General features: G+C 38.6%; 12 protein-coding genes. 10 read left to right on the top strand and 2 right to left on the bottom strand.

What is annotated here, in order from left to right:
* Positions 1-15 precede the first annotated feature (15 nt).
* Genes MR062_RS14155 through MR062_RS14120 form a run of 9 tightly spaced genes read left to right on the top strand, consistent with a single transcriptional unit; the run spans position 16 to position 12,456 of the window.
* A complete protein-coding gene (locus tag MR062_RS14155) occupies positions 16-2,379 on the top strand; it encodes a glycoside hydrolase family 3 N-terminal domain-containing protein (RefSeq protein ID WP_242205408.1) in 2,364 nt (787 codons plus the stop codon).
* Position 2,380: 1 nt separating this feature from the next.
* The gene (locus tag MR062_RS14150) at positions 2,381-4,036 is read left to right on the top strand and encodes a sulfatase family protein (RefSeq protein WP_242205406.1); all 1,656 of its coding nucleotides are present in this window, start codon (positions 2,381-2,383) and stop codon (positions 4,034-4,036) included.
* Complete coding sequence (locus MR062_RS14145; protein WP_242205404.1) at positions 4,023-5,603, top strand: sulfatase; 1,581 nt, start codon at positions 4,023-4,025, stop codon at positions 5,601-5,603. The genes MR062_RS14150 and MR062_RS14145 overlap by 14 nt, the downstream gene beginning before the upstream one ends.
* A gap of 31 nt (positions 5,604-5,634) precedes the next feature.
* A complete protein-coding gene (locus tag MR062_RS14140) occupies positions 5,635-7,071 on the top strand; it encodes a sulfatase (RefSeq protein WP_242205402.1) in 1,437 nt (478 codons plus the stop codon).
* 10 nt (positions 7,072-7,081) lie between these two features.
* Positions 7,082-8,164, top strand: coding sequence for an endo-1,4-beta-xylanase (locus tag MR062_RS14135; RefSeq protein ID WP_242205400.1), 1,083 nt, complete (start codon positions 7,082-7,084; stop codon positions 8,162-8,164).
* Positions 8,161-9,585, top strand: a complete 1,425-nt coding sequence (locus MR062_RS14130) for a sulfatase (protein ID WP_242205398.1) — start codon at positions 8,161-8,163, stop codon at positions 9,583-9,585. Before MR062_RS14135 ends, MR062_RS14130 begins: the two co-directional genes overlap by 4 nt.
* A gap of 12 nt (positions 9,586-9,597) precedes the next feature.
* A complete protein-coding gene (locus tag MR062_RS14125) occupies positions 9,598-11,289 on the top strand; it encodes a sulfatase family protein (RefSeq protein WP_242205396.1) in 1,692 nt (563 codons plus the stop codon).
* A gap of 12 nt (positions 11,290-11,301) precedes the next feature.
* Positions 11,302-11,562, top strand: coding sequence for a T9SS type A sorting domain-containing protein (locus MR062_RS17775; protein ID WP_394800546.1), 261 nt, complete (start codon positions 11,302-11,304; stop codon positions 11,560-11,562).
* Between the two features lie 51 nt (positions 11,563-11,613).
* Positions 11,614-12,456 (top strand): sugar phosphate isomerase/epimerase family protein, encoded by an 843-nt coding sequence (locus tag MR062_RS14120; RefSeq protein ID WP_242205394.1) that lies wholly within the window; start codon positions 11,614-11,616, stop codon positions 12,454-12,456.
* Positions 12,457-12,610: 154 nt separating this feature from the next.
* Here the strand turns inward: MR062_RS14120 and MR062_RS14115 are convergent, their stop codons facing one another.
* Complete coding sequence (locus MR062_RS14115; RefSeq protein ID WP_242205392.1) at positions 12,611-13,858, bottom strand: mechanosensitive ion channel family protein; 1,248 nt, start codon at positions 13,856-13,858, stop codon at positions 12,611-12,613.
* Entirely contained in the window at positions 13,851-14,141 is a 291-nt protein-coding gene (locus MR062_RS14110; RefSeq protein ID WP_242205391.1) for a DUF3817 domain-containing protein, read from the bottom strand. The genes MR062_RS14115 and MR062_RS14110 overlap by 8 nt, the downstream gene beginning before the upstream one ends.
* 401 nt (positions 14,142-14,542) lie before the next feature.
* On the opposite strand from MR062_RS14110, the gene MR062_RS14105 reads away from it, so the two are divergent.
* Complete coding sequence (locus tag MR062_RS14105; protein ID WP_242205390.1) at positions 14,543-16,651, top strand: elongation factor G; 2,109 nt, start codon at positions 14,543-14,545, stop codon at positions 16,649-16,651.
* Positions 16,652-16,666 lie beyond the last annotated feature (15 nt).

Raw genomic sequence — 16,666 nt, 5'->3', positions numbered from 1 at the left:
AATTTTATGAACTATATGAACCGTTTATTGGTTTTAGTGTTGATATTGTTTTCAATATCCTGTAAAGATGGTAGCCATGAGGCATCTAATAAGGACACCCTAGTCTATTTAGATGCTATGGCTTCCGTTGAAGACAGAATTGAAGACCTTATGTCGCGCATGACCTTGGAAGACAAGGTTTACCAAATGTGTCAGTATGTAGGCTTGGAGCATATGAAGCACGCAGAAAATAATATTACTGCGGCCGATTTAGAAAAAAATGATGCCTTAGGGTTCTACCCAGGTATGCTTAGTAAAGATGTGGCCCAACTTGCAAGAGAAGGGAAAATAGGCTCTTTTTTACATGTAGTAACTCCAGAAGAAGCCAACGAATTGCAAAAGTTGGCCCAAGAGTCACCTTTAAAAATACCATTGCTCATAGGTATTGATGCTATTCACGGCAATGGTTTGGTAAGCGGCTCTACAATTTATCCGTCACCAATATCCCAGGCAGCTACTTTTGATGATGCATTAATACAAGAAGGGAGTAGGCAAACTGCTTTAGAGATGCGCGCCAATGGTATGCACTGGTCGTTTACACCAAATATTGATGTACTAAGAGATCCACGTTGGGGACGTACTGGGGAAACCTATGGCGAAGACCCTTACCTGGTAGGCAATATGGGAATAGCCACTATCAAGGGATTACAATCTAATGATTTTACGGGTGAGGAGTCTGTTATTGCCTGTGCAAAACACCTTATTGCAGGAAGCTCTTCCATAAATGGGTTAAATGCCTCACCAACCGATGTGTCCGAACGTACCTTATTCGAAATTTTCTTGCCTCCTTACCGTCGTGCGGTGCAGGAAGCCAATGTATTTTCTATTATGGCCGCCCATAATGAAGTGGCTGGTATGCCAGGCCATATGGACAAATTTATGATGAACGATTTGTTGCGTGATCGTTGGGGGTTTAAAGGGTTTTATGTAAGCGATTGGAACGATGTATCTAGAATAGCACTTTGGCATCATGTGGCAAAAGATTTTAAGCAAGCCATAGAGTTTTCGGTAAATGCAGGAATGGACATGAATATGCATGGCCCAGTTTTCGATAAGCTTTTAATAGAATTGGTTAAAGAAGGTAAGGTTGATCAATCGCGTGTAGACTATGCATGTCGCAAGATTTTGGAAGCAAAGTTCAAGCTAGGTTTGTTCGAAAACCCGTTTGTGGATATCGATAAAGCTAAAGCATTAAACTTTACGGAAGCCCATCAAAAGGTGGCACTGGAACAGGCGAGACGTTCCATTGTATTGCAAAAGAACAAGGCACAATTCCTGCCACTATCGGGAAATGGAAACGGAAAGACCATTTTTATTACTGGACCTAATGCCGATAACCAAACCACATTAGGCGATTGGGTGTCTCCGCAACCCGAAGAAAATATTGTAACCATTCTGGAAGGACTGACTGCTTTAGGAGAGAAAAACGGATATAAAATAAATTACTTTGATTCCGGAGATCGCTCTAAGGAAATTACCGATGCCAATATTGAAACTGCGGCACAAAAAGCCAAACAAGCCGATATATGTGTGTTGGTTTTAGGAGAGAATTCATTTCGTCACGATTGGAAACGTAAAACAACGGGAGAGAACATAGACAGGGCTACATTAAAGCTATCAGGTAATCAAATGAAATTGGCAGATAAAATCCTGGCCCAAGGTAAACCGGTAATTGTTGTTTACGTAAGTGGCAGCCCTATAGCAGAGCCTTGGTTGGAGCAACGCGTTGCAGCAGTTGTCAATACATGGGAAAGTGGTGCTTTTGCCGGACAGGCCACAGCAGAAGTTATTTTTGGAGAAGTAAACCCATCGGGTAAATTGCCATTAACCATCCCACGTAGCGTAGGGCAGTTACAAATGGTGTATAACCATAAACCAACAGCTTATATCCATAAGTACAATACCGAAAAGAAAGTGCCATTACATCCATTCGGGTTTGGTTTAAGCTATGCCAAGTTTGAACTGTCCGAACCAAAACTTTCCAAAACAGCATTCAATGGAAAAGACGATGAGGTTATTGTCGAGGTTTCAGTAAATAACATTAGTAATGTAGATGGGGAAGAAGTTGTTCAGCTCTATATTCGAGATGACATAAGTTCATACACCAGACCTTTAAAAGAACTAAAAGGTTACAAGCGAATTTTAGTAAAGGCAGGGAAAACAGAAACGGTACAAATTCCTATTACGGCCGAAAGTTTAGCCATGTACGACAAGGATTTCAATTTTGTTGTGGAGCCTGGGGATTTTATAATTATGACTGGAAATTCATCTGCAGACAAAGATTTAAATAAGGTAACGCTTTCCGTTGCAGATGGTTTTATAATAGAAAAAGTGAATTAATATGTTAAGGATTTTAAACACAGTTCTTATTTGCTCATTATTTTTGGTGTCCTGTAAAGACACTCCAAAAAAACAGGCTCACCATGTTGTGGAAGCTAATAATGGGCAAAAACCCAATATCATTTATATAATGGCAGATGATTTAACAACCCAGGCCATTAGTGCCTATGGTGGCATCTATAAAGATATTGCTCCCACGCCCAATATAGATAGACTGGCAAAAGAAGGCATGCTATTTCAGGATGTGTTATGTACCAATGCCATATGTGGCCCTTCAAGAGCCGCTATTCTTACAGGTAACTATAGCAATAAAAATGGTTACTATAAAAACGAAAGTGGCGGAAAGTTCGATGATACACAATGGACCTTTCCACAAGAGTTTCAAAAGCACGGTTACCAAACCAGCTTATTTGGTAAATGGCATTTAGGAACCGAACCGAAGGGATTCGATGTATTTAAATATCATAATTCGGCGGGACAACAAGGGCATTACTGGGATCCTGTATATAATGAAAATGGGGAAGATGTAAAGGAGAAAGGCTATGCTACCAATTTAAGCACCGATTTTGCTATAGATTGGTTGGAAAAAAAGCGAAAGCAAGACGCTCCTTTTATGATGGTACTTCAGTACAAAGCACCACATAGACCATGGCAACCCGATACTAAATATGAACAGTTGTGGGAGGATATAGAAATGCCATATCCGGCTACTTTTAATGATGATTATAAAGGTAGGGAACTAACAGCGGGAGATACCGAAATGACCATGGATTATTTTTCGCGTCGTGATATGAAGTACGAAGAGCCAGCTAACCTTGAAGGGCTGGAAAAAATAAAATGGGCTTTTTATGGAGCCAAACCGGGTGAAGTGGTACAGCCAGAAGGCATGACTGCAGAAGAAGGCAAAAAATGGCGTTATCAAACCTATATTAAAGATTATTTGGCATGCGTGAAATCGGTTGATGATAATATTGGCCGTGTGTTGAAATATTTAGACGATAATGGCTTAACAGACAATACGGTAATAGTATTGACATCAGATCAAGGTTTTTATTTAGGCGATCATGGCTTTTTCGATAAACGTTTCATTTATGAAGAGTCTCTAAGGATGCCTTTTATTGTGAAGTATCCTAAGCTGGTGAAATCAGGAACCATAAATGAAGATATTGTTACCAATATAGATTTTGCACCAACGCTTTTAGATCTTGCTAATATTGACACTGAGCAACCGATGCAAGGGGAAAGCTTTAAAGCATTATTATCTGGGCATACACCTAAAAATTGGCAACAGGCCATGTACTATCATTATTATGAATTCCCATATTGGCATCATGTGCAACCACATTATGGCATAAGAACCCAAAAATATACTTTGGCACATTTTTATTATAATATTGATGTATGGGAACTTTACGATCTGGAAAAAGACCCAATGCAGTTAAATAACATTATTAATGATCCCGAGTATGCTCATGTTGTTGAAGACTTAAAGCAACAATTGAAAGGATTAATGGCAAAGTATGAAAACAATAAGTCTTTAGCTGATTTTAGAGCCATAACTGATACCGATTTTGGATCTATCGTAGATAAGAAAGATGATGAAACTTCCGTACAGGACGTATTAACAAACAGAAGTGGTAACAATGAAAATAACTAAATATTTAGGCTTTATCGCTTGTTTGGCGCTATTTACATGTAAGGCACAACAAACAAGTACACTGCTAGATTCACAAATGGATTCTAGCAAAAAGAATATTCTTTTTATTGCTGTTGATGATTTAAAGCCGTTGCTTTCAAATTACGGACACCCAGAAATGGTTACGCCTAATTTTGATCGCTTGGCAGAAATGGGGGTTAGTTTTACTAATGCCCATGTGCAGTATGCTGTATGTGGTCCCTCCAGAGCTAGTGTCATGACGGGAACAAACCCCGATAGAACAAAAGTTTGGGATTTGCATACCGATTTTCGGGAATCTGCCCCCGATTTAATTTCCATGCCCGAATATTTAATTTCGCAAGGTTATGAAACAACTGCCGTTGGTAAAATCTATCATAAAGGGTCTTCTTCACCTGGACACGATGGGAAGAGTTGGAGCCAACCGCACCGATTGCCTAAAAATTACGATCCTAAATATGGAGCGGCTGCATTTGAGTATTACCAAGATCCCGACAACAAAAAACAACTAGCCTCATTAAAGGCTAAAGGGGAAGCCAAAGGTCTAAAGGGAGGTAAGCTTCGTAGTTATGTGTTTAAGCGCTTAAAGCCTAGTACGGAAAATGCCGATGTAAGTGATGAAGCTTATCAGGATGGTTTATATACCCAAACAGCACTTAAGCAGCTTGCAGATTTAGAGGCAACAGGAAAGCCTTGGTTCTTAGGTGTTGGTTATCAAAAGCCACATTTACCATTTGTAGCCCCTAAGAAGTATTGGGATTTGTATGATAGAGATAAAATAGAATTAGCCAAGTTTCAAGAGTTGGCAGAAGGCACTCCTAAATTGGCTTACCATTCCTTTGGAGAGCTAAGGGCTTTTTCCGATATCGATAGCAATCTGAATATCGGCGATAAATTACCCGAAGCAAAACAGCGGGAATTAATTCATGGCTATATGGCCTGTGTATCCTATATCGATGCTCAAATAGGAAAACTTTTGGATGCCTTGGAAACCAAAGGTATTTTAGATGATACCATAATTGTACTTTGGGGTGATCATGGTTGGCATTTAGGAGACCATACCGAATGGTGCAAACATTCAAATTTCGAACAGGCCACACGAATTCCGTTCATGTTTTCAGGCCCTGGAGTTTCTAAAAATAAAAAGCTAGACAACCCCGTAAACCTGGTCGATTTATTCCCTACAGTTTTTGAATTGGCAAACGTACCACAAAGTAACCAAACAGATGGTAAATCATTGGTGCCGTTGTTGGATAACAATCCTGCTACAACACTAAGCATGGATTATGCTTACCATCAGTATGCAAGAGGTAAACGCATGGGGTATTCCATTCGTACAGACCATTACCGCTACACAGAATGGCATGACAACGATTACAGAAGCTATAAAGCTTATGATGGAAACAACATTGTAGGTCGTGAATTGTATGACTATAAAAATGATCCGTTAGAAACAATAAACTGGGTCAATGACGCGAAATATAAAACAGTTGTAACCGAACTAAAAGCAAAGTTAAAGTCTCATTTAACAAAAAAACAGAACCAATAGAAATAAGTCAAGATTACCTGTTATAAATTCTATGAAAAAGATAGCGCACATCATATTATTTTGTGTTTCGTTTTATAATTATTCACAAACGAAACCCAATGTCCTGTTCATCATTACAGACGATTGGGGATATCATGATTTGAGTTACAATGGCTCAAAATTATACAATACCCCAAATGTTGATAATCTGGCCAAAAACGCTATAATATTTACAAATGCCTACAGTAGTTACCCAAGATGCACGCCTTCAAGGTATGCCATGTTAACGGGGACTTATCCCGTAAACGAAAATAAGGGCAACTTGGCGGCACTACCTAAAGAAAAAAACTTCATATCTCTTTTTAATGAAGAAGGATACCATACCTTTTACGTAGGCAAATGGCATTTAGGAGATGGTGGTGCACATCCTAAAAATTTTGGCTTCAAAACCACTTATGCAGCTGGTAGATCAGGCGGGTTGGGAAGTAGATTCTATCCATTCAATACTCAAAAAAATGGAAAACCTGCAAAAGAGCCTGTCGAAGATTTGGAAGAAGAAGGTAAAGCAGGCGATTACGCTTCAGATTTATTGACCAACAAAGTGATACAGCTTATTAAGGACACGCCAAAAGGAGAACCGTTTATGGGGGTATTGGCTTACTACGCTGTACACACACCTCTTGAGGCCAAAGAAAAGGATATTGAACGCAATAAAGAGCAGTTAAAAGCTATAGATTTTGGTGACATACCAGAATATATTAAAGAGGGGGCAGGACGCAGAAAGATGCGTCAGGACAATCCTGTTTATGCGGCTATGGTAGAAAATGTAGATGAAAACTTAGGCAGGATCTTTAAAATGCTAAAAGACAAAAAATTACTGGACAATACGATTATCGTGCTAACCTCAGACCATGGAGGGCTTTCAAACGATGGCTTTAAAGGCCAACGTAACCTTGCCACAACAAATAACCCTCTAAGAGCTGGTAAAGGTTGGTTGTATGAAGGCGGTATTCGGGTGCCTTTAATATGGCACTTTGGCAAAAATTTCAAACCCCATATAAACGAAAACTCTATCGTGATGGGAATGGACATTTTCCCAACGCTTTTAGATTTAGCTATCGACAAACAAGTGAAAGGTATTGATGGCGAGAGCTATAAAAATGTACTAAATGGTAAAGTGTCTTGGGAGAATAGATCTGTCTTTTGGAACTCCAATAAAGCACGTCCACATAGCACGGGAGACCCTAAAGAATCTGCTGTAAGGTCGGGAGATTATAAACTCATGTTTTTTAAAGACACTAACACCTACGAATTATATAATCTAAAAGAGGATATTAGTGAGTCTCATGACATTTCATCTGAAAACCCTGCTAAACTAGCCGAGATGAAATCGCTTTTAAAAGCATGGAAAAAGGAATATTTAGTGTCCTCTAAAATGGACATTGGTAAAAATAAAGGAAAGAAAAAGTCTAACAAAGACAAAAAATAAAAGCCATACTATGAAGTATTTGTTCCTATATTTTATTTTGTTGTATAGCTTGTTGATTACAGCTCAGCAAAAAAAAACAAATCCTGCTACCGGAAAGTCCTTGCTCGTTGGAGCTACATTAAATCATGAAGAGCTTAACACCATTAAAGAAAAATTATTTCTTAAAGATTTTAAATATTTAACACCTGCCAATGCCGCTAAGCAGAGTGCTATTCATCCAGAACCTGGTAAATGGCAATGGAAGAAAATCAACGATTTTATTGATTTTGCCAATAAGAATGACTTAATCGTTCGCATGCATTCCCCAGTAAGCCCGCAAGCCTCAAAATGGGCAAAAGCCGATGACAGAACTGCAGAAGAGCTATCAAAGAACATGGAAGAGTACATGTTGGCGGTTTCCAAGAGGTTTAACGCGGAGAAATGTATTAAATATATGGATGTAGTCAATGAAACCATCTTGGCTAATGGCGATTGGTTTGGACCAAAGGAAGGAGTGGATCAATGGGAGAACCCTTGGCTCAAAATGGGCTTAGATAAAAACGGCTATCCTCTTTATATCCTAAAGGCCTTTGCACTAGCTACCCGATATGCTCCAAATATCGAATTGGTTTATAACCAAAATGCAGGAATGGAAGATGTGTTATGGAATAAAGTTAAAGAAACGGTTCTGTACTTACGCTCCAAGGGCTATCGTGTAGATGGCATTGGTTGGCAAGGACATATTCAACTGGGAGCAAAAAGGAAAGACTTTATAGATAATATGGATGCCACCATCAAAAGAATGTCCGATTTAATCGATTGGGCCCATGCGAATAATTTAGCCTTCCATGTAACGGAATTGGATTATTTGGTCAAGGACCAGTTCAAAAAGGAATTAAAGACAGAACGCGAAAACCAAAAGAAATTATACAATAAAATAGTAGATTTACTTATAGAGAAAAGCAAACAAGGCGAAGTGACACTTAACCTTTGGGATTTAGGGGTAAGGCACAAAAAAGGGACAGGCGATTTTCAGTCTATTTACAACAAAAAGTTTCAGCCTACCTCGGCATATTTTAGTATCAAAAGAGCGTTAAAAGCAAGTAGATCATGAAGATTTTAAAGCAAATTAAATTACTTTATGTTATTAATTTTGTCCTATTAGTATTTATAGTTTCTTGTAAGACAAATAAATCTACCGAGCTACAACCCAATAATCAAAAACCTAATATTTTAATCATACATATAGACGATTTAGGCTATCATGATTTAAGCTGTAATGGGTCTAAAATATACCAAACGCCACACATAGATGCACTTTCTAAGGAATCTGTTGTATTTGGTAAGGCCTACGCTAATTATCCACGGTGTGTACCGTCCCGTTTTGCGATGATGACAGGGAACTATCCCGTTCAAGACGGAGACGTTCCAGACGATGGTTTCGAAATGACAAATATACCAGATAGTAAAAACTTTATAAAGCACATCAATGCCTCGGGTTACCAAACGGCTTATTTTGGTAAATGGCATTTAGGAGAAGACCCAAAAGATTTGGGCTTTAACACGAGTGTAGCTGCAGGTCATGCCGGTTCTCCTATTAGCTTTATCTACCCATTTAATACCCCAAAGCATAAAGGCATCAATAAAAAAGCGCCTATAAAGGATTTGGAAGCGATAAGTAATGAAGGTGACTATTTAACCGATGTGCTTACCAATCAAGTTATAAAATATATAAAGGAAAGAGATCAAAGCAAACCATTTATGGCTATGTTAGCCTTTTATGCTGTGCATCAGCCATTAGAAGCCAAAGCAGAAGATATTAAACGTAACAGAGAAGAAATCAATGCATTCGATTATGGGAATCGGCCAGAATACATTTTAGAAGGCACCGGTCGCACAAAAATGAGACGAGATAATGCCACGTATGCCGCTATGGTAGAAAACATGGATGCTAATGTTGGTAAATTACTTAATCTTTTGAAAACCTTGGACATAGAAGGTAATACGATTGTTGTATTATCATCCGATCATGGCGGGCTATCGAACGATGGTACTAAGAAGCGTCACTTGGCGACCTCGAATTACCCATTGCGTGCCGGAAAAGGATGGCTGTATGATGGAGGAATTAAAGTCCCGCTGTTTGTAAAATGGAAGGGACAATTACAGGCTCGTGAAGACAACCAGTCTTTGGTCATGCTCATGGATGTATTTCCTACCTTGCTCGATGTCGTTTCAGGAGAGACTTTACAAACCGATGGTAAAAGTTTTCTACCTGTACTTAAGAACAAAACACATTGGAACGATAGAACCGTATATTGGCATTCCTCAAAAGCGCGCCCTGTTAATACGGGAGATACAAAGTCATCAGCCATTAGGGAAGGTGATTATAAATTGATTCATTGGTATGAAGAAGGCAGAACAGAACTATATAATATAGCTGAAGATCCTTCAGAAACATATAATTTAATAAATGAAAAACCAAAATTGGCCCAAGCATTGCTAACAAAACTGAACGATTGGAAGGCTAATTTTTAATCATCGTATGTTATGAGAATAGTTTTTCTATTTTGGATAAGTATTTTGGGTTGCACATTATATGCCAAACTTCATATACAAGAATCACAGAAAAAAAAGGTTGAGCTAAATAAACGTCCCAACATCCTATGGATTGTTACAGAAGATATTAGTCCAAACCTATCATTTTATGGCGATCATACCGCTAAAACGCCAAATTTAGATGCCCTTGCCAAAGAAAGCCTTATTTACGACAATGCTTTTGCAGTAGTAGGGGTATGTGCGCCAACACGCTCTTCAATCATTACGGGGATGTATCCTACCAGCATAGGTACAATGCATATGCGAACCGGGCAGGATGTTATGTCTTGGGGCATACGAGAGTACCATAAAGTAGACCGTACCGATTTACAAGGCGATTCCATTATTCAATATTCGGCGGTTATTCCCGAGTATGTAAAGTGTTATACTGAATACATGCGAGCAGCGGGGTATTACTGTACGAACAATCAAAAGACCGATTATCAATTTGCGGCACCCGTAACCGCTTGGGATGAAAACAATAATAAAGCGCATTGGAGACATGCACCAAAGGACAAACCTTTCTTTGCGGTATTCAACATAGGGACAACCCACGAAAGTCAACTTTGGAAAAAAAGCGACCTACCATTAACTGTTGATCCAAATACTGTTCCTGTGCCTCCTTATTTTCCAGATAATGAAGCCACACGCGAAACCATAGCAAGGCATTACAGTAATATAGAATTAATGGATGCCGAAGTAGGGGCTTTTATCAAACAGTTAAAGGACGACGGCCTGTATAATAATACCATTATTTTCTTTTACAGCGACCATGGTGGTCCATTACCAAGACAAAAACGTGAAATTTATGATTCTGGGTTAAAAGTGCCGTTTATGGTCAAAGGAATAAACACCAATAACGGACGTACCGATCGTATGATCTCGTTTGTAGACCTGGCACCAACCATGCTGAGTTTAGCAGGGGTTAAACCTCCGGAATATATGGAAGGAAATGCTTTTTTAGGAGCCTATAAATCAGAAGAAAGAGATTATATTTTTGGGACATCAGACCGATTTGATGAGCATACCGATAGGATAAGGGCTGTTAGGGATAAAAGCTATTTGTACTTGCGAAATGACTTTCCCGAACTTACCAAATACAAAGATGTGGCCTATAGAAAAAATGTACCGATGATGCCAACTTTCTTAAAGCTAAGGGATGAAGGCAAATTGGATGCTGTTCAGCACATTTGGTTTGAAACCAAAACAAACGAAGAGCTTTACGATTGTACAAAAGACCCTCATAATTTGAACAATTTGGCTAAAGATCCAAAGTACGCTTCAATCTTGTCCAAAATGCGTCAAACACTAAAGGAGCATATGGCACAAAGACCAGATTTAGGTCTGGTACCCGAATCACAGCTTATTAACGAGATGTGGCCCAATTTTGTACAGCCTACCACTAAACCTGTCACATTGAATGTGGTCGAAACGTCCCAAGGCAAAACCATATCGCTTTCATGCCCAACGAAAGGTGCATCCATCGCCTATATTGTATCAGACAAACCAAATGAACAATTTGATTTAAATAGTGGTTGGCAGTTGTACACCAAACCATTTAAAATCAACCAGGGACAATTTGTTTATGCTATTGCAGAGCGTATTGGGTTTAAGACAAGCGATATACAAGTTGAAGGTTTTTAAGGGTAATAAAACATACAAACTGCATATTTTCTCCGAAGGAGGAGCCGTATATACCCTAACCCATCAAAAGGTTTGTTGAATATTGACCTTCAGAAAACATACAACAATGTTGGTATTGATGTAATTAATATCCTTGGGCAACGCACACAAACCTTTGCCTTTGATACATTTTCAAAAAAAAAAATAACCATAAAGGGGGCAACAGGTATTTATTTTATAAGGATTAATTCTGAAGACGGATTAAGCCTAACCAAAAAAATAATTTTAAACTAAATGTTGAGACAGAACATGGTTTTAAAAAAATATATTTTAGCTGTTCTAATAATGAGCTTAACGCTTATAGCTTGTAAAGTAACCAAGCAAGAAAGTAACGCTGGCCTATTTAATAAAGATAATCTTACCCCGTGGTCCATTGTAGGTTTCGATGCAAAAGAACGAACACCCAAAGAACGTTTGGACATGTTAGAACGTTTAGGCTATAAACAATATGCCTATGGCCATAGACCTGAGCATATTCCAACAATGAAAGAAGAATGGGAGCTTGCAAAAGAAAAGGGAATAGCTATAAAAGCCGTTTGGTTATACATTAACTTAAGGAAGGACAAGCCCAATCATTTAAACCCAGATAGAGAAGTTGTATTTAAAAACCTGAAACGCGTTGATTTAAAAACCCAAATATGGGTGGGTTTTGAACCTACATATTTTGAAAGCTTAACCGAAGCGGAATCATTACAAGAAGCTATTGCAATGGTTTCATACTTGTCTAAAAGGGCAAAATCTTTAGGGTGTAAAATAGCTTTGTACAATCATGGCGGATGGTTTGGGAGGCCAGAAAATCAACTTAAAATCATAAAAGCTTTACCTGGTGAAGAGATTGGTATTGTTTTTAATTTCCACCATGCCCATCATGATTTAGAAGACTATTCTGAAAATATTAAAAAATTGATGCCTTATTTATGGGCAGTAAGCTTAAATGGCATGAAAGCCGAAGGCCCCAAAATTATAACCATTGGAAAGGGCAACTTAGAAAAAGACATGATCCAACGGCTATTGGATTTAAACTATAAAGGCCTTTTTAATATACTGGGGCATGTAAAAGGAGGCGATCCAGAAGTTATTCTAAAAAAGAACTACGAGGGATTAATGCATCTTTTCAAGGGAGAATAAGTTAAAAAGATCATTGCGAGCGTAGCGAAGCAACCTGTTAGTTCCACAGCCTAAACATAGAGATTACTTCGGTCAATGCGCTCCCTCGTAATGACGAGGGTTAATATTAATTTTAGTTTAGTAGCGTTTGGAATGAGTTAGCCCTAAATGTTGTTTAATTTTTAATAGCTATAGCACCTGTAGGCAATTCAAACACCTCTAAGTCAAAATAGGGTAGGGCAGCCAAGAGGTGATCGAAAATATCAGACATAATATACTCGTAATTTTCCCAACGTTTATCGCTGCTAAAGGCATAGATTTCCATAGGAATACCTTGCGAGGTTGGCGCCAATTGACGCGCCATAATCATCATGTCCTTATTAATAGCCGAATGTTGCTTCAAATAAGAATCAATATATTTTCTGAATACGCCAATATTGGTTAGGTTTCTACCGTTCAAAAGTAATTCTTTATTGGCTTTATGGTCGGCATTGTATTTACTAATATCTTGTTGACGGGATTCCAAATAAGAGGTGAGCAACTGTATTTCTTTAAGACGCTCCACATGGTCTGTCGTTAAATACTTAATGCCTTCTTGTTTAATTAAAAGGGCACGCTTAATACGGCGTCCGTCTGAATTCACCATGCCACGCCAGTTCTTAAACGAATCGGAAATAAGAGCGTAGGTAGGAATGGTAGTAATGGTTTTATCGAAGTTTTGCACTTTTACCGTCGCCAAATTGATTTCTATTACATCACCATCGGCACCATATTTTTCAAACGTAATCCAGTCACCAATACGTACCATATCGTTAATGGATACTTGAATACTGGCCACAAACCCTAAAATGGTATCCTTAAACACCAAAATAATAACTGCAGAACCAGCACCTAAAGCCGTAATAAACTTAAAAAAAGTAATGCCACTTACAATAGCAACCGCCACAAAGAGGCCTAGAACCCAGGCAAAAATCATAAATACCTGTATGTAGCTGTCTATAGGTTTGTCCTTATAACGCGGTAAGGTTTTTAGGTAATCCTTAACCGTATTTAGTAAGCTTCTAACCACCCATAAGGTTAATATTATGGCAAAGACCTTAAGTGCCTTTTCAACGGGGTTTTCAAAATTTGGGAAATCATAGAAAACAACGGGCACAAATTCAATCACAATTAAAAGCGGAAAAATATGGGCTATGTTTCTGGGGACCTTATTGGTTATCAACAAATCATCAAAATTTGTTTTGGTCTTATGGGCCAATTTAATAAAGGTTACCCTAATTAATTTTCTAATTATAAAATCGACAACAAATACAATAACGAGCAAGCCTGCCAAAAACACAAGCATATTAAGATATTCTGCCATGGTTGCAGAAACTCCCTCTTCAATCAAGTAATCGTATATGCTGTGTCTAATGTTATTCATACTTAGAACTTAATATTTTTTTATCTACATAAAATGTCCCAAATGGGATAATAGCTGCTAAAAGTACGTATTTAAACTGTTTGCCACTCCAGTTCAAGCTAGGCCTTAACATAAGGGCTATAGCTATGTAAGCCACAAACAACAAACCGTGGGGCATGCCTAATAATTTCACATACTGCGGATCGCCCATCGTGTACTTTATAGGGGTTGCAATAAAAAGCAATAAAATATATGATATCCCTTCCAACAACGCTACAATTCTAAAAATACTTAAAAATGACATACTATTTTTTTTTGCAAAAATAGGACAGCCCCAGCAATAAACAACTAAAGTTAACATACATTTTTGTTATGATTCCATTAAGAATATTTAGTAGCTGATTTTAATCATATTTTTTCGTAAATTAAGAAAGTATTTTTATGTCATCTATTTGGGCCTCAAATTCTATAGTATAGAGGCAAGATGTTAACACTATTAAACTATTGGTTGCGTCTGCCTGTCGGCATACAGGCGTGGCTATTAAAACAATAAACAATGAAACGAACATTAAAAATTTTAAGAATACTTTTTACAAAAGATAGTATTTTAAAATTTTTAATGTGAGAACGAGTGCAACGAGTGCTTGCATGAGTTCTTAATTTTATAATTAGATTATTATCACATAATTAATAAAATTTTAACGAATGAAAGTATTTGACGACAAACACATTAAAAATGTAGTTTTTGTGGGTGCCCACGACAGTGGCAAAACTACTTTAGCAGAAACCATGTTATTTGAAGCGGGACTCATAAATAGACGTGGTACCATAGAAGATAAGAATACGACATCGGACCATCATGACATCGAGCAGGAGCGTCAAGCGTCGGTATTTGCAACACCACTACACACCGAATGGCGTAATTACAAGATTAACATTATTGATACGCCTGGATTGGATGACTTTATAGGTGAAATTGTTTCGGCCATCAGGGTGGGAGACACGGTCGCCACCGTTATAAATGGCAAGCACGGCGTAGAGGTTGGCACTGAAATTATCTGGAATTATACCGATAAATATAACAAGCCAACCTTATTTATTATCAATCAGATTGATCACTCAGACTGCAACTTCGACGATGCCTTTAAAAGCATAAAATCGTTGGTTGGTAATAATGCGGTTCAAATTCAGTATCCTATAAAGTTAGAAGGCGCACAGTGTATTATTGATGTGCTTAAAATGAAATGCTACAAATTTGGACCAGATGGCGGAAAACCAGAAAAAATAGCCATTCCCGATAGCGAAAAGGAAACGGCCGACTTTCTCCACAACGAATTGGTTGAAAAAGCGGCCGAAAACGATGAGGCCTTAATGGAACTCTACTTCGACAAAGGCACCCTTAGTGAAGATGAAATGCGACAGGGAATTAAATTGGGGATGTTAAACCACGATTTGTTCCCTGTTTTTTGTGTCTCTGCATTGCAGGATATGGGCAGTGGCCGCCTTATGGGTTTTATTGACAATGTGGCACCGGCTGCAGCCGATCTAAAACCAGAGCAGAGTATAGAAGGCGAGGAGGTATCCCCAAAAGTAGATGCCCCAACATCGCTTTTTATTTTTAAAACCTTATACCAGTCTAACTTGGGGCAAATCACGTTCTTTAAAGTGACATCGGGAGAGGTTAATGTAAATGACAAACTCACCAATTCCAGAACGGACGAAGTAGAAGTCATTAACCAACTGTTCATTATGGACGGAAAAAACAGAAACCCCGTAAAAAAGTTAACCACTGGCGATATTGGAGCCACCTTAAAACTAAAGTTTACCAAAACCAACGACACCCTGTACAGCGGTAGTAAGCCCATTAGCATTAAGCCCATCCAATATCCAGAGTCTCGTATTCAAAAAGCCGTTTCGGTAACCAACAAAGCCGATGACGAAAAGCTTAGTGAAGCCCTCCGTCGCATTCATAAGCAAGACCCCACTGTAGTAATAAATTATTCCAAAGAATCCAAAGAGCAAATATTGGGTTGCCAGGGCGAGTTGCACCTAGCTATTATAGATTGGACCTTAAAGCACGATTATAATATAGAAGCTACTTACAGTAAGCCCAAGATTAAGTATAGGGAAACCATTCAGCGGTCGTCTACGGCCAATTACCGTCATAAAAAGCAATCGGGAGGTTCGGGACAGTTTGCCCAGGTACACCTTAAAATAGAGCCTTGGATAGAGGGTATGCCAGAACCAGAAGGCTTCAATATTAGGGGCAAGGAGGAAGTCGATTTACCATGGGGTGGTAAGCTCGTATTTTACAACTGCATTGTAGGCGGTGTAATCGATTTGCGTTATTTGCCATCCATAATGAAAGGCGTTATGGAAGTAATGGAAGAGGGGCCGCTTACAGGATCGTACATTAGGGACGTACGCGTTATGGTTTACGATGGTAAGATGCATCCTGTCGACTCTAACGACATATCCTTTAAAATTGCTGGTGCCCACGCCTTTAAGGAAGCCTTTTTAAATGCCAACCCTAAGTTATTGGAGCCAACCAACGAATTGACCGTTAAAGTGCCGGAAGATATGGTAGGTAATGTCATGACCGATTTACAGTCCAGACGCTCCATCATCCAAGGCTTTGATAATTTAGACCATTACCAAATCCTTAAATGTACCATTCCCGCTGCAGAGTTATATGGCTATTCTACAGATTTACGCTCGTTAACCCAAGGCAAGGCCACATTTAGTTCGAAATTTTCATCGTACCAATTGGTACCTAATAACATACAAAAACAACTAGTTAAAGCAGAAGTATAATTTTTTAATCGAAAG

It is taken from the genome of Aestuariivivens insulae (assembly GCF_022662195.1).
GTDB classification, from domain to species: Bacteria; Bacteroidota; Bacteroidia; order Flavobacteriales; family Flavobacteriaceae; genus Aestuariivivens; species Aestuariivivens insulae.
The sequence above is the reverse complement of the archived record's forward strand: the minus strand, read 5'-3'. Positions and strand labels throughout refer to the sequence as shown.

Coding starts and splice junctions, on each gene's coding strand:
- MR062_RS14110 (WP_242205391.1), bottom strand. CDS start 14,141: ATGTCATTTTTAAGTATTTTTAGAATTGTAGCGTTGTTGGAAGGGATA.
- MR062_RS14120 (WP_242205394.1), top strand. CDS start 11,614: ATGAGCTTAACGCTTATAGCTTGTAAAGTAACCAAGCAAGAAAGTAAC.
- MR062_RS14150 (WP_242205406.1), top strand. CDS start 2,381: ATGTTAAGGATTTTAAACACAGTTCTTATTTGCTCATTATTTTTGGTG.
- MR062_RS14125 (WP_242205396.1), top strand. CDS start 9,598: ATGAGAATAGTTTTTCTATTTTGGATAAGTATTTTGGGTTGCACATTA.
- MR062_RS14140 (WP_242205402.1), top strand. CDS start 5,635: ATGAAAAAGATAGCGCACATCATATTATTTTGTGTTTCGTTTTATAAT.
- MR062_RS14130 (WP_242205398.1), top strand. CDS start 8,161: ATGAAGATTTTAAAGCAAATTAAATTACTTTATGTTATTAATTTTGTC.
- MR062_RS14115 (WP_242205392.1), bottom strand. CDS start 13,858: ATGAATAACATTAGACACAGCATATACGATTACTTGATTGAAGAGGGA.
- MR062_RS14105 (WP_242205390.1), top strand. CDS start 14,543: ATGAAAGTATTTGACGACAAACACATTAAAAATGTAGTTTTTGTGGGT.
- MR062_RS14135 (WP_242205400.1), top strand. CDS start 7,082: ATGAAGTATTTGTTCCTATATTTTATTTTGTTGTATAGCTTGTTGATT.
- MR062_RS14145 (WP_242205404.1), top strand. CDS start 4,023: ATGAAAATAACTAAATATTTAGGCTTTATCGCTTGTTTGGCGCTATTT.
- MR062_RS14155 (WP_242205408.1), top strand. CDS start 16: ATGAACCGTTTATTGGTTTTAGTGTTGATATTGTTTTCAATATCCTGT.